Annotated in this window: 14 protein-coding genes; 4 read left to right on the top strand and 10 right to left on the bottom strand. The window is 62.5% G+C overall.

Going from position 1 to position 12,088, the window contains the following annotated elements:
- The first annotated feature begins 681 nt into the window (after window positions 1-681).
- On the top strand, window positions 682-981 hold the full coding sequence (locus KY379_RS24945) for a hypothetical protein (RefSeq protein WP_133330546.1): 300 nt from the start codon (window positions 682-684) through the stop codon (window positions 979-981).
- A 12-nt stretch (window positions 982-993) separates the two neighbouring features.
- Here KY379_RS24945 and KY379_RS24940 read toward each other — a convergent pair whose 3' ends face one another.
- Together KY379_RS24940 and KY379_RS24935 are read right to left on the bottom strand one after the other, a co-directional pair.
- Entirely contained in the window at window positions 994-1,263 is a 270-nt protein-coding gene (locus tag KY379_RS24940; RefSeq protein ID WP_306466702.1) for a hypothetical protein, read from the bottom strand.
- 114 nt (window positions 1,264-1,377) lie between these two features.
- Window positions 1,378-1,842 (bottom strand): hemerythrin domain-containing protein, encoded by a 465-nt coding sequence (locus KY379_RS24935; RefSeq protein ID WP_133330542.1) that lies wholly within the window; start codon window positions 1,840-1,842, stop codon window positions 1,378-1,380.
- Between the two features lie 207 nt (window positions 1,843-2,049).
- Between KY379_RS24935 and KY379_RS24930 the strand changes: the two genes are divergently transcribed.
- Window positions 2,050-2,544: a DUF1543 domain-containing protein gene (locus KY379_RS24930; protein ID WP_261241904.1), complete on the top strand. Its 495-nt coding sequence runs from the start codon at window positions 2,050-2,052 to the stop codon at window positions 2,542-2,544.
- An 8-nt stretch (window positions 2,545-2,552) separates the two neighbouring features.
- Entirely contained in the window at window positions 2,553-2,966 is a 414-nt protein-coding gene (gene arfB / locus KY379_RS24925) for an alternative ribosome rescue aminoacyl-tRNA hydrolase ArfB (RefSeq protein WP_261241907.1), read from the top strand.
- A 56-nt stretch (window positions 2,967-3,022) separates the two neighbouring features.
- Here the strand turns inward: arfB and KY379_RS24920 are convergent, their stop codons facing one another.
- A complete protein-coding gene (locus KY379_RS24920; protein ID WP_261241908.1) occupies window positions 3,023-3,697 on the bottom strand; it encodes a polysaccharide lyase family 7 protein in 675 nt (224 codons plus the stop codon).
- 231 nt (window positions 3,698-3,928) lie between these two features.
- Between KY379_RS24920 and KY379_RS24915 the strand changes: the two genes are divergently transcribed.
- Window positions 3,929-4,246: a DUF1654 domain-containing protein gene (locus tag KY379_RS24915; RefSeq protein WP_196172439.1), complete on the top strand. Its 318-nt coding sequence runs from the start codon at window positions 3,929-3,931 to the stop codon at window positions 4,244-4,246.
- A gap of 22 nt (window positions 4,247-4,268) precedes the next feature.
- On the opposite strand, the gene KY379_RS24910 is transcribed toward KY379_RS24915, so the two are convergent.
- The 7 genes from KY379_RS24910 to KY379_RS24880 all read right to left on the bottom strand — a co-directional run bounded on the left by KY379_RS24910 (window position 4,269) and on the right by KY379_RS24880 (window position 11,920).
- Window positions 4,269-5,030, bottom strand: coding sequence for a S24 family peptidase (locus KY379_RS24910; protein WP_133330532.1), 762 nt, complete (start codon window positions 5,028-5,030; stop codon window positions 4,269-4,271).
- A 153-nt stretch (window positions 5,031-5,183) separates the two neighbouring features.
- Window positions 5,184-6,941 carry an OPT family oligopeptide transporter gene (locus KY379_RS24905; RefSeq protein ID WP_261241910.1) on the bottom strand — a complete coding sequence of 586 codons (1,758 nt, stop codon included), beginning with the start codon at window positions 6,939-6,941 and terminating at the stop codon, window positions 5,184-5,186.
- Between the two features lie 145 nt (window positions 6,942-7,086).
- A complete protein-coding gene (locus KY379_RS24900) occupies window positions 7,087-7,821 on the bottom strand; it encodes a proteasome-type protease (RefSeq protein ID WP_261241912.1) in 735 nt (244 codons plus the stop codon).
- 69 nt (window positions 7,822-7,890) lie between these two features.
- Window positions 7,891-8,670 carry a transglutaminase family protein gene (locus KY379_RS24895; protein ID WP_261241913.1) on the bottom strand — a complete coding sequence of 260 codons (780 nt, stop codon included), beginning with the start codon at window positions 8,668-8,670 and terminating at the stop codon, window positions 7,891-7,893.
- Window positions 8,667-9,617: an alpha-E domain-containing protein gene (locus KY379_RS24890; protein ID WP_133330524.1), complete on the bottom strand. Its 951-nt coding sequence runs from the start codon at window positions 9,615-9,617 to the stop codon at window positions 8,667-8,669. Before KY379_RS24890 ends, KY379_RS24895 begins: the two co-directional genes overlap by 4 nt.
- Window positions 9,618-9,621: 4 nt before the next feature.
- Complete coding sequence (locus KY379_RS24885) at window positions 9,622-11,031, bottom strand: circularly permuted type 2 ATP-grasp protein (protein WP_133330522.1); 1,410 nt, start codon at window positions 11,029-11,031, stop codon at window positions 9,622-9,624.
- A 199-nt stretch (window positions 11,032-11,230) separates the two neighbouring features.
- Window positions 11,231-11,920, bottom strand: coding sequence for a FadR/GntR family transcriptional regulator (locus tag KY379_RS24880; RefSeq protein ID WP_133330821.1), 690 nt, complete (start codon window positions 11,918-11,920; stop codon window positions 11,231-11,233).
- Window positions 11,921-12,088: the final 168 nt, after the last annotated feature.

Raw genomic sequence — 12,088 nt, 5'->3', positions numbered from 1 at the left:
GTCATGATCAGCAACGTGGCCGGCGACCTGGGCTGCATCAACGCGGCTTGCTGGGCAACAGCTTCCGCGCAGACGGCGTAATCCGCAGCGATCATCAGCGTGTCTTCGAGGGAATGGGGGTTATGCGGTGGATCGGGGACTATCTTCAACATGGCTATTTACCTGATTGGAGCGTCCACCTACCTGCTGTCAAACAGAAGGGTGGCAGCTGTACGTGGGTTGACAGACCGGTGGCAAATAGCAAAGTCCCGGCGCACGCGAACGTGCCCCACATACAGCTACCATAAAGGGCTAGCCATAGACTAATTGCCTTCCAGCCTGTCAAAGCTGCATCGTTGTTTTGCAACGACACCCCGAGACTAAAACGCATCTCAGCCAGGCTGCAATGGAAAATAGGCCGCAACAGTATCTTTGGGAAACGTCCTACAAGGAAGCCCTTAAATCTGATTTTTCGGCCCACTTCTCCCCAGCCAGCCGAGCCGCGACCTGCATCCAGCATCGCTTGATCTCCTTCGCCCCGTATCGCGTCAGCCAAGTTGTACAAGTCATTGAACGCGTACAAGAAAACCCACCGATGGTCCGATTCAGCGCTCATTTCTGAACAATGTTTTTGCCCCCAACACAGCAAGGACTAAGGTGATCAGACACACACACATCAGACTAAAGTCGTAGAGGCTCGTTATGCGAATACGCGGTGATGTTTTTTGGGACTGGGCCGATCCGACGCTTCACCACCGCGTTCACGACGAGACGCTCGACGATGGGACGTTCATCGATGTTCAGGTGCGACTGTCGCGGACGGGTAATACGCAGATGTTCATCGGTGTTTACGCCCCGTCTGGAATGGCTGTTCATGAAGAAGCCTTCGATTCACGCCCGGGCGAGTCGATGACTAGGGCGCTTGCCTGGGGCGTGGGACGTGCACGTTGGGTTGCGGCGCAGGGCGCTACCGGCGCACAACTACTCGGTGCCGCGAAATAAGAGAGCAGAGGCTCACAGTCGGGAGGAGTACAAGTGTGCTCTTCCCGTCACAGGCTTGTCACGATGTTCTCCCCCGGCAGTTTCCATTTGCGTGTTCTTCCGCCACCCTCGCAGATTCATAACGCAGAGGCAGAACTGCAGGATGATCAGTGCCCAAGCCTGTGCTTGCCAGCCCCACACGGCCCACAGTACGTTGCTTGCAATGAAACAGCAGAATCCAATTTTCCTTCGACCTGGCCGGCGCGAACCGATGCACCATGCTGCCAGCACAGTCATCACCATGGCCGGCCATTCAAGTATTCCGATCCAGTAATCCACGAAACTTTCCAACTGATGATGGGATATCTGGGGTTGGCCACCTACCCGCGTTATGAGCGCCGGCAGGTGGCCGCTTCACTACGCCGCTCGTTGCTCGCCCTTGAGCATCTTCTTCTGCATTTCCATGGTTTGCCCAAGCTCCTCGAGGGTGGCCTTGCTGAGCAGCTTCTTCGCCGTGGGGAAGAGTTCGTCTTCTTCCTCCTCGATATGGTGTTCCAGCAACTCTTTCATGACCTTGACGCGCCCGGCGAACTCGACGGTGCCGGTTTCGGTATGCAGAAGATCGGGTATCACGAGAGAGTCGACCGTCCGATGCTCTTCCTTGGCCTCGTAGTACATTTTTGCCTCTTCCTTGCCACCCGCTTCCTTGATGGCCGGATAGAGAATCTCTTCTTCGAGCGTGGTGTGAATCTGCAGCTCCTGCTGGATCCTGTGAAGTAGCTCGGCCCGCTTTTTCACTGCTCGCTCGGTGGTGGTCGAGAGCTCTTCGAGCAGCTTCTTCACCAGCTTGTGGTCTTGAATCAGTAGATCGATAGCGTTCATGGCGTTTCCTCATCACGGGTTGGATGTAAGAACTTGCCTTTGGTTGAGTCTGCGCAAAGCCATACGGTTCAAAGCGAAAGACGGTTCGGCGCTCGACGCACGCGCCCTTTATACTCGGGTATCTAGGTCGCCTATTGACCAGACCCAGCCGGCAGCGAGTTCGCGGCGCTGTTCACTAGGTGGCGATTCGGGTAACAGGGGTATCGAATGCTTTTTGTGGTACTGCTCGGCGGCAAGCATCCGCGGGCGAAGATCGAGGTGCACGATGTCGCGTTCGTCGTCGCCGACACGCTGGAGCAAGCCTACCCGCAGCTTCGTGAGAGTTGGTTCGGCAGCCCCAGAGGCGTGCACATCGATTCGTGGATGGCGGTCGATGGCGTCGAGGGCTGGCGCGTGGCGTTCAGCCCACTGGCGCCGCTGCCGGATGCGCCGCGGTTGTACTTCATCAACCTGGGTGGCTACGAGGCGGGAGCGTTCGGTGAAGCGCATCAGTACCTGCTGGTGGTGGCCAGGGACATGCTCGAAGCCAAGGAGAAGGGCAGGCGGCAGGTGCTGTCCCATTGGCAGAAAGCCCATACCGATGCGCTGCTGGACGTGGATGACTGTCTGCCCATCGATGTGGTGGGTGGGCGCTATGTGCATCTGGTTGAGGGGCCCCATGCCGGGGTCGTGCAACGCAACGACTACATCGTGCTTCCATAGGCACTGTCATGCTGATTATTTCGAACGCTGTTCAACTGCCCGGTTCCGACATCGAACTGACCTACATCCGCGCCCAAGGCGCGGGTGGGCAGAACGTCAACAAGGTGTCCAGCGCCGTGCACCTGCGCTTCGACATCCGGGCCTCGTCGCTGCCCGAGTTCTACAAGGAGCGGCTGCTGGCGCTGCGTGACAGTCGCATCACCGGCGACGGCGTGTTGATCATCAAGGCCCAGCAGTACCGCACTCAGGAGCAGAACCGCACTGACGCATTGGCGCGCCTGGCCGAGCTGATCATCGCTGCGGGAAAGACCGAGAAGAAACGCCGCCCCACCAAGCCGACCCTAGGATCGAAGACCCGGCGGCTCGAGGGGAAGGCGCGGCGCAGCAGTGTCAAAGCGGGACGGGGGAAGGTGGATTTCTAGATCCAGTCACCTTGCGATGACCGGATTTCCCGAAGGCCGACTTTTTCGCTCATCGTTCAACTGTGGATCAGCGACAGGCTACTGATGATGCAAATCGAGCCATCGTCGGCAGGGGTGGCGTCGGTGTAGTCGATCTGGTTGTAGACGCCGCCGTGAAACTCGAAAAGATGCGAGTCCCAAGTGTCGTCCAGCTGCAGCGTGCCCGACGACCCCGAAGCGCCGTTGCATTCGGCCGTAACTGTAACTTTGCCATCTGCCATGACATGGATGTTCACGTTGAACTTCGCCCCGAGTGGAACGCCTTTGAGCACTGTGGAGTTGACCGGGGTGGCCTGGTTGTAAGTGGTTCGGAAGCCCAGGGTGATGTTCCCTTTGTTCCAGAACACCTTGATAGGTGGGCTGTCATCGCCCCGCACATGCATCTGGGAAATGACCACTTTCTGCGCAGCGTTGACTTTGGTGAGCTTCATCTCCTGTCGATTCCAGTGCTCCGGTGCGCTGCCCAGCGTCCAGTTGGTCGCCTCAGACCACTCGCAGCGCGTGCGGTGAGTGCTTTTGCTCGAGGCGCCTTTGGTCGGCGCTGAAAATTGCACGGAGCCATCGCTAAGCACCTCGACGACGCTTGGGAATTCGGCAATCGCCACCGCTCCACTGACTTCCAAAGCGACGGGGTTTGTCGAAGATACCGGCACGGGGGTAGTGATCGTTAGGTCATTGATGTTGACAGTCATAGGTTTCTCCTCGCGATACGTTCATTGGCTTGGCACGCTTGCTTCCAGCCTGGATGCGTCCTTCCGCGCGCATGCTTCATTTCGCCGTTCGAGCAGCCCATGGGGGTGGGCCTAGACAGCACGCAAAAGCAAGCTGACTTGTATTTATAAAAGCAGTCGGGCACAGAAAAAGCAAGCAAGCTTGTATTTGTTTTTTGTACTGTATGAATGAACAGTATTCGGGAGGGGCAGATGTCGGCGCAGAAACGTGCAGGTCGGGTAGATGAGCTGACGAGCCTGGAGCGGCTGGGATTGAGGGTTTCAGCGATGATCAATTCACCCGTGGCCCAGCTGGACCGGAAGGTGATGGTCCATCGAATGGACACGGATCGCGATCAGGATTGGGATGCGATCATGGAGCTACTCGCCGAAACGGGAGGACTGGAGATGGCGTTCTACGACGATGGGTCGGTACTTCTGAAATGGGACACCGCGACGGATGATGATCGGGTAATCGACCGGGTAGAGGATGTGGCTGTGATCGATTCCCAGGTCCAAGCGCCGTTCTGAAGAACACAGCCCGACTCGGCAGCTACACTTTTCTGGCATTCCAGACCAGTAGAACCTTGGCATGGATCGTCACGTCATCGATCCGGGCGGATTGCTTCTCGTAATTGCGGTTGTCCGAAATCAGCCAGAAATGGTCCTCGTCCCGCCGTTGCAGGCGTTTGATGAGCAGATCACCGTGCCAGGTAAGGACATAAACGCCCTCTCCCTGGTAATCGGTGATACCGCGGTCGACAATCACCGGGTCCTTGTCGTTGATGGTCCCTTCCATGCTCTGGCCCCAGCCGGTGATCATCGCCAGGGCTCGTGCCGAGGTGTAGGTCACGCCTTTCTCGCGCAAGACTTCCTCGCGGATCACGACATTTCGGATGAGCTCGCTGTATTCTGAAGGCACTTGGCCGTGTCCCATCGCGGCGCGGATGTCGTATTGCGCGATGGAGATATCGCCTTCTGCTATCTCGGCGGCCGTGATGACAAACCCGCTTGCGCTATCGCCTTGGGGATCGTCCTCGGCTGCGCAAAGCTTGGCGTTCAGCTCGGACTTAGGCTCAGACCTGCGCGGCGGCTCGCCCTTTCCTACGAGAAGCCAATCCACTGTCGTGTCATATCCATCGGCGATGGCGAGCAGGTTGTCGTTTTTGATGTGCTCGGTGTCACCGGCGAACCACTGGCGGACCGCTTCGTAACTGATCCCACACGTAGTGGCTATATCGCGCTTGACGCTTCGCACGCCCAATTCCGGTCGGCGGGCTAAGACGAGTTGGGTGATGCGGTCAATGGTATTCATCTGGGCCATCTGCAAGGTTGCTCGGCGAGCGTACAGTCTTCAATGTGCAAGCATGCTTGATTATGCACCTAAAGCGCGCCCACGCAGAGGGGCCATAACGATCACTGCAGAAGCTTTCCGAGCGCCGCGCGGGCGGCGCTCGATATCCGTCCCCTACAACCCCCGCAACATCTCCCAGAACGAAGCCCCCACCCCGGTGATACTTTCCCCCGCAATCAACCCCGCCGCCGCCGTAATCGCAAAGCGTTCAGCCATACGCGGCCAGCGGCAACTGACCAACCAGGTCAGCACCGCCCCCAAGCCCATCATCATGGCGATCGACGCCGGCAGGATGAACGCCAGGCCCAGCGCCGCGGTACTCGGCAGCCAGCGCGCAGCGCGTGGCGGCAGCAGGCTGTCCAGCGCCCCAAGCACCACCCCCGCGACGCTACCGGCCACGATCGCCCAGCGCACCGGCAACGACAGCGCTCCCAAACCCTGGGTCAGAGTCTGCGCCACGGCTTTCCAGGTCGCCACGGCCGGGGCGGGCCACTGCTCGGTGAGCAGCATCGTCTGTGGGTCGGGAATCAGCAGGCGGTAGACCAGCACACCCACCACGCTGCCGATGAAAATCCCGATGCATTGCGCGATCAACTGCTTGTGCGGGGTCGCACCGATGGCCTGGCCGACCTTGAAGTCGTTCATCAGGTCGGTCGACTGCCCGGCCGCGCCGCCGGCGGTGTTGGCGCTCATCAGGTTGATCGCCACCTGGCCGGGAGCGACCAGGCCGAAGCCGAGCTGCGACAGCTTGCCAATCGCCCCGATCGGCGCGATGCCGGTGGCGCCGACCACCCGGGCGGCCACCACGGCCAGGCACAGTGCCAACGGAATGCTCAGCAGCGCCATCCACCCGTCGATCCCGAACAACAGCACCTGGAGGGTCACCACCAGGGCGATGGCCAGCAACAGGCATGACGCCGGCCACGGGGTCAAGCGCAGCCTGGCGCGCGGGGCGTGGCTCTCCCGGCGCTTGCTCGGCGAGCGCCGGGAGGCCTGCACCAGGCGAATCGCCAATGATGTCAGGGTCGCGCAGACCATCAGGCTCACCCCTGGCCACAACAGCCACTCCACCAAGGTGGCGAACTGTGGGCCGCTGGCGTTGGCGGGCAACACCACCAGGGCATGCTCGATCAGCCACGGCGCCAGGCCGCCCCAGGCCAGTGCGGCGCCGAGCAGCAAGGTCAGGCCCACGCGGATGCCGATGATGCTGCCGAAGCCGATCAGCATCAGCGAAGGGTCGAAGGTGAAGGTCAGGCGCTCGAGCACCGGCGAGGGGGCCCAGCGCGGGATCGTCCAGACGAACCCATCCACCCATTTCACCAGCCCGGACAGCACCGCGGCGCTGCACAGCACCTTGATGCGGGTCATCGCTTCGCGACCGTGCTGGTAGATCTGCTGCAGGGTTTCCAAGGTCGCCATGCCTTCAGGAAACTTCAGCTCCGGGTCGTTGAGCAGGGAGGGGCGCAAGTACCAGGCGATCCAGATGCCCAGAAAGCTCACGGAAAAAACCCAGGCCATCAGCGGCACCGGGTCCAGTTGCTGACCGGTGAGCAGGGTATACGCCGGAATCGGCGCGACCAGCCCGCCGGAGATGATCGAAGCGGCGGCCGAAGCCACGGTCTGGTTGATGTTGCTTTCATGCAGCGACCAATCGGGTTGGCCTTTGCGGCGCCCGGCCAGGCCTTGCCAGAGGGCGAAGCCGACCAGCAAGGCGATGATCGACATGTTGAACGACCAGCCGATCCTCAGCCCCGCATACACATTCGACGGCGTGAGCAAGATGCCCAGCAAGGTCCCCGTGAGCACCGCCCGCAGGCTCAGCTCACGTTCGACGCGCAGGGCGGGAAGGGCGGTGGAGGAGGCGGGGGCCATGGCAATCCTTTGTCGATGTCGCAAGCGCGGTTTGGACAACTGAGCCCGGACAGCCCCCGAAGGTTCACTGGTGCGCCCGGGGCATCGGTGGCGCACCCAGGGTGTTGGAAGTTTCGAGGAGGGTCAACGTGACCCGTTTAGCCAATCATTCGTTCAGGTAGTCGGCAGGCGGCGCCGGCAGTTCGGCCAGCAGGGCTTTTAGACCATCGCTCCATTGCGCACGGATCTGGCTGAAATAGGCATCTTCGCGGTCGATACGCACCTGCTCCCCGGCCGCGAAGCTGTCCTTGCGGTACACCAGCAGATCCAGCGGCATGCCGACCGACAGGTTGCTGCGCATGGTCGAATCGAACGAGATCAGGCCACAGCGCAGCGCTTCGTCGAGCGGAGTGTGGTAGGTCAGGTTGCGATCGAGAATCGGCTTGCCGTACTTGCTCTCGCCCAGTTGCAGGAACGGCGTGTCCTCGGTGGCCTGGAAGAAATTGCCCTGGGCGTAGATGTTGTAGATGCCCATCGGCCCCCCGGCGATCTGCCCACCGACGATGAGCGCGCAGCTCAGGTCGGCTTTCGAGGCGAGCTTGCTGCAATCGCGCAGGATCACCTCGCGCAGGGTGTCGGCGACCATCACTGCCGCATCGTAGAGCGTGCCGACGTTCAACAGGTGCGAAGCGGACGTGCGGGTCCGTTGCTTCAGCAGGTTGACCACAGACTGCGAGGTGGCCAGGTTGCCGGAGGTCTGCAGGACGATCAGCCGATCCCCCGGTGTACTGAACACGAACAGCTTGCGGAAGGTGGAAATCTGGTCAATGCCCGCGTTGGTACGTGAATCGGAGATGAACACCAACCCGTCCGCCAGTTGCATGGCGACGCAATACGTCATGTGTGCGCTTATCCTGTGTCTGAAAAGTGATCGGCGCCCCGGCTCAGCGTCGAAGGTGCGCCGGTTGCGTCATTGGTGCTGGACCTGGACGTTGGCGTGCATCGATTCGGTGCCGCCGCCACGGCGCACGCCGCGCACCGGGCAGGCGTCGAGGTAATCCAGGCCGACGGCCAGCTTGAGGTGCCGCTCAGGCCGGGTCAGGCGGTTGGTGATGTCGAAGCTGTACCAGGCATCGTCCAGCCAGGCCTCGGCCCAGGCGTGGCTGGCCAGGTGGTGCTCGTCCTCGGTGCACAGGTAGCCCGACACATAGCGCGCCGGAATGCCCAGGCTGCGGGCGCAGGCGAGAAACGCATGGGTGTGGTCCTGGCAGACCCCAGCCGCCCCGGAGAAGGCCTCGACGGCGGTGGTGCCGACCGAGGTGGCGCCAGGGCTGTAGGGCATGTGATCGGCCAGGGCCCGCATCAGGTCTTCCACCGCCGCCCGGTCGCGGCGGGCGCCGCAGTGGCTGGCAGCGAAATCCCTGAGGGCATCGTCGGCTTGGGTCAGTTTGCTGCTGCGCAAGAAGGGCAGCGGCGACTGGCTGCCGGCTTCCTGTTCGCAGGCCGGGTCGATCTCCACCAGGCCTTGGGCTGTGAGCGCGAGGTTGCCGTGGGGCTTGTCCAGGGTCAGCACGTGCAGGATGTTGCCGTAAGGGTCGATCTGGCCGTTCACCTTGCACGGCAGGTCCAGTTGCCACTCGAGGATGCGCTGGCGCTCACTGCTGCGGGGTGTGAGGCGCAGGAACTGGATGCTGTTGCTCACATCGCTGGCGTAGCTGTAGGTGGTGTCGTGGCGGATGGAGAGTTTCATATGACCTCCAGGTAGGCATTGTGCACGGTCTGACCCAGTTGATTGATACGCCCGACGAAGTCGGTCAGCCACAGGTGCAGGCCGGCGTCCATGATCTCGTCGATGGCGGTGTAGCGCAGCCGCGCGTTGAGCTCGGCGGCCAGGCGCTGGGCCGGGCGCCCGGTGTTGCCGGGCAGGCTGGCCAGGATCTGGTCGAGTTCCTCGATGCAGGCATGCAGCGAGCGGGGCACGTCCACCCGCAGCAGCAACAGCTCGGACACCGATTGGGCCGTGGGCGCGTTGCGGTAGATCTCGTTGAACGCCTCATAGGAGGTCAGTGCGCGCAGCAGGGCGCTCCATTGGTAGTAGCCGCGGGCCGAATCGTCGCTGACTTCCTCGGAGGCCTCGCCGAACATTTCATAGCGGGCATCGAGCAGGCGCAGGGTGTTGTCGGCCCGCTCCAGAAAGGTGCCCAGGCGAATGAAACTGTACGCGTCGTTGCGCATGATGGTGCCGGAGGTGGCGCCGCGGAACAGGTGCGAGCGTTCCTTGACCCATTCGCAGAACTGGCTGATGCCATAGCGCCCCAAGCCGCTGTTGGCGATGTTGCGCATTTCGATCCAGGTTGCGTTGATGTTCTCCCACATGTCGGCGGTGATCCGCCCACGCACCGCATGGGCGTTGGTCCTGGCCGCCTGCAGGCAGCAATAGATGCTGCTGGGGTTGGTGGCGTCGAGGGCGAAGAAGTGCAGCATGCGCTCGCTATCGAGTTCGGTATGGCGGCGGATGTAATCGTCCAGCGTGCCCGACGCCAGCAGCGACATCGCCAGTTCGGCGTGGCCGTCACTGCGCCCGGCCTGGGGCATCAGCGACAGCAGATAGCTGACTTCGAGCATGCGCGCGAGGTTCTCGGCGCGCTCCAGGTAACGGGACATCCAGTACAGGTCGGAAGCGGTTCTCGAGAGCATGGGATCAGTCCTCCACCACCCAGGTGTCCTTGGTTCCGCCGCCTTGCGACGAGTTGACCACCAGCGAGCCTTCCTGCAGCGCCACGCGGGTGAGGCCACCGGGCACCAGGCGGGTTTCGCTGCCCGACAGCACGAAGGGCCGCAGGTCGATATGCCGAGGGGCGATGCCGCTTTCGACGAAGGTCGGGCAGGTCGACAGACACAGGGTCGGCTGGGCGATGTAGGCATGCGGGCGGGCCTTGATCCGCGCCCGGAAGTCTTCGATCTGCGCCGCGCTCGCCGCCGGGCCGACCAACATGCCATAGCCGCCGGAGCCCTGGGTTTCCTTGACCACCAGCTCGGGCAGGTGGGCCAGCACATGGGCCAGGTCCTGGGGCTTGCGGCATTGCCAGGTGGGCACGTTCTTGAGGATGGGTTCCTCGGCCAGGTAGAAGCGGATCATCTCGTCGACGTAGGGGTAGATCGACTTGTCATCGGCCACGCCGGTGCCGACCGCATTGGCCAGCACGACGTTGCCGGCGCGGTAGACCGCGACCAGCCCGGGCACGCCGAGCATGGAGTCGGGATTGAACGACAGCGGGTCGAGGAAATCGTCGTCCAGGCGGCGATAGATCACGTCCACCTGCTGGGGGCCTGCGGTAGTGCGCATGTAGACATGGTCGTCGCGCACGAACAGGTCCGCGCCTTCGACCAGCTCGATGCCCATTTCGCGGGCCAGGAACGCATGTTCGAAGTAAGCGCTGTTGAAGCGGCCGGGGGTGAGCACCACGGCGGTGGGGTTGTCCAGCGGGCTGGCGCTCTTGAGCGTGTCCAGCAACAGGTTGGGGTAGTGGTCGATGGGCGCGATGCGCTGGGCGGCGAACAGTTCGGGGAACAGGCGCATCATCATCTTGCGGTCTTCGAGCATGTAGCTGACACCGCTGGGGGTGCGCAGGTTGTCCTCCAGCACGTAGTAGCTGCCGTCGCTGTCACGCACCAGGTCGACGCCGGCGACATGGGCGTACAGCCCGCGGTGCAGGTCCAGGCCCTGCATGGCGACCTGGTAGCCTTCGTTGGCCAGCACCTGTTCCGGCGGGATGATGCCGGCCTTGAGGATGCGCTGGTCGTGGTAGATGTCCTGGAGGAACAGGTTCAGGGCCTGGACCCGCTGGATGCAGCCGCGCTCGACCGTGCGCCATTCGCTGGCGCGGATGCTGCGCGGGATGATGTCGAAGGGAATCAGGCGCTCGGTGTCCTGTTTGTCACCGTACAAGGTGAAGGTGATGCCAGCACGATGAAACAACAGGTCGGCCTCGCGTCGACGTTGTTCCAGCAGTTCCAGGGGGGTGTTCGCCAGCCAGCGTGAGAACTCTTGATAGTGAGGGCGGCAACCACCGTTGGTATCGTACATCTCGTTGAAAAAAGCCCGGGTCATAGCCACTCCTTGCCACACCTGCCGACTTGGATGGCGCACCGTTGTGCACCAGCGAGGGAGTCCTTGCAATGAGGATGCCGGAACGGCGCGCACAGGGCCGCAGGGGCATGGCAGAGGCCGTGATGGAGCTGTGGTGGGGCGGTCGGGCGCTGCGATCGCGCCGCTGATGCCTCACAACGGTGCGCGATCGTGCACAGCGCTACGCGGTGAAGCCGACGCCGGTGCGCAGGGCCGCATTGCGAATATGCTCCTGCATGGCCCGTTGCGCGCCGGCCTGATTGCCGCGGGCGAGCTGACGCAGGATCTTGCGGTGTTCCTGCCAGGTCTCCATGGCGCGCTCGGGGCGAATGAACGGCAGTTTCTGGCTCTCCAGGAAGATGTCCTGACTGGCGGTGATCACCTGCAGCATGGCGCGGTTGCCGCTGGCTTCGAGCAAGCGCTGGTGGAAGGCGAAGTCGAGGCGGGCGGCGCTGTCGAAACGCCCTGCGCGCAGCTCCTGGCGCATGGCCTCGACATTGGCTTCGAGCTCGTCGATGTCAGCAGCGGTCAGGTACAGCGCCGCCAGGCCGGCTGCGAAGCCTTCGAGGGCATAGCGCAGTTGGAAGGTGTCGACGGCGGAGACCTGCTCGGCATAGGGCCAGGCGAAGCTGGGGGCCGGAGCAGGGGGCTCCTGCACGAACACCCCCTTGCCCGGCTGAACGCTGACCAGGCCCAGGGCGCTCAACGATGACAGCGCCTCGCGCAGGGAGGCGCGACTGACCCCTAGCTGCTCGGCCAGGTCGCGCTGGGATGGCAAGGCGTCGCCGGGCTGGTAGCCACCGTCGCGAATCAGCTGGCGAATGGCTTGCAGGGCAATTTCCGGAACGGCGCGAGGGAGCGTGTCGAGCATCTGTTCAGACCAGTTGGACAACGATCTGCGCTTTGTAATGGCTTTCGCGGTCCCCTGGCAAGCGTTGCGCCGCCGTGGCGCAGCCGGGTGCGCCGGTGCACGAAAGCGAGGCGTGCGCCGCGCAACTGTTCAGACCAGTAAGACCTCGTCGGGCGCCGAAACTACGGG

This window comes from Pseudomonas sp. HD6422 (genome assembly GCF_025377065.1).
GTDB lineage: Bacteria > Pseudomonadota > Gammaproteobacteria > Pseudomonadales > Pseudomonadaceae > Aquipseudomonas > Aquipseudomonas putida_U.
The sequence above is the reverse complement of the archived record's forward strand: the minus strand, read 5'-3'. Positions and strand labels throughout refer to the sequence as shown.

Coding starts and splice junctions, on each gene's coding strand:
- KY379_RS24945 (WP_133330546.1), top strand. CDS start 682: ATGCGAATACGCGGTGATGTTTTTTGGGACTGGGCCGATCCGACGCTT.
- KY379_RS24940 (WP_306466702.1), bottom strand. CDS start 1,263: ATGGTGATGACTGTGCTGGCAGCATGGTGCATCGGTTCGCGCCGGCCA.
- KY379_RS24935 (WP_133330542.1), bottom strand. CDS start 1,842: ATGAACGCTATCGATCTACTGATTCAAGACCACAAGCTGGTGAAGAAG.
- KY379_RS24930 (WP_261241904.1), top strand. CDS start 2,050: ATGCTTTTTGTGGTACTGCTCGGCGGCAAGCATCCGCGGGCGAAGATC.
- arfB (WP_261241907.1), top strand. CDS start 2,553: ATGCTGATTATTTCGAACGCTGTTCAACTGCCCGGTTCCGACATCGAA.
- KY379_RS24920 (WP_261241908.1), bottom strand. CDS start 3,697: ATGACTGTCAACATCAATGACCTAACGATCACTACCCCCGTGCCGGTA.
- KY379_RS24915 (WP_196172439.1), top strand. CDS start 3,929: ATGTCGGCGCAGAAACGTGCAGGTCGGGTAGATGAGCTGACGAGCCTG.
- KY379_RS24910 (WP_133330532.1), bottom strand. CDS start 5,030: ATGAATACCATTGACCGCATCACCCAACTCGTCTTAGCCCGCCGACCG.
- KY379_RS24905 (WP_261241910.1), bottom strand. CDS start 6,941: ATGGCCCCCGCCTCCTCCACCGCCCTTCCCGCCCTGCGCGTCGAACGT.
- KY379_RS24900 (WP_261241912.1), bottom strand. CDS start 7,821: ATGACGTATTGCGTCGCCATGCAACTGGCGGACGGGTTGGTGTTCATC.
- KY379_RS24895 (WP_261241913.1), bottom strand. CDS start 8,670: ATGAAACTCTCCATCCGCCACGACACCACCTACAGCTACGCCAGCGAT.
- KY379_RS24890 (WP_133330524.1), bottom strand. CDS start 9,617: ATGCTCTCGAGAACCGCTTCCGACCTGTACTGGATGTCCCGTTACCTG.
- KY379_RS24885 (WP_133330522.1), bottom strand. CDS start 11,031: ATGACCCGGGCTTTTTTCAACGAGATGTACGATACCAACGGTGGTTGC.
- KY379_RS24880 (WP_133330821.1), bottom strand. CDS start 11,920: ATGCTCGACACGCTCCCTCGCGCCGTTCCGGAAATTGCCCTGCAAGCC.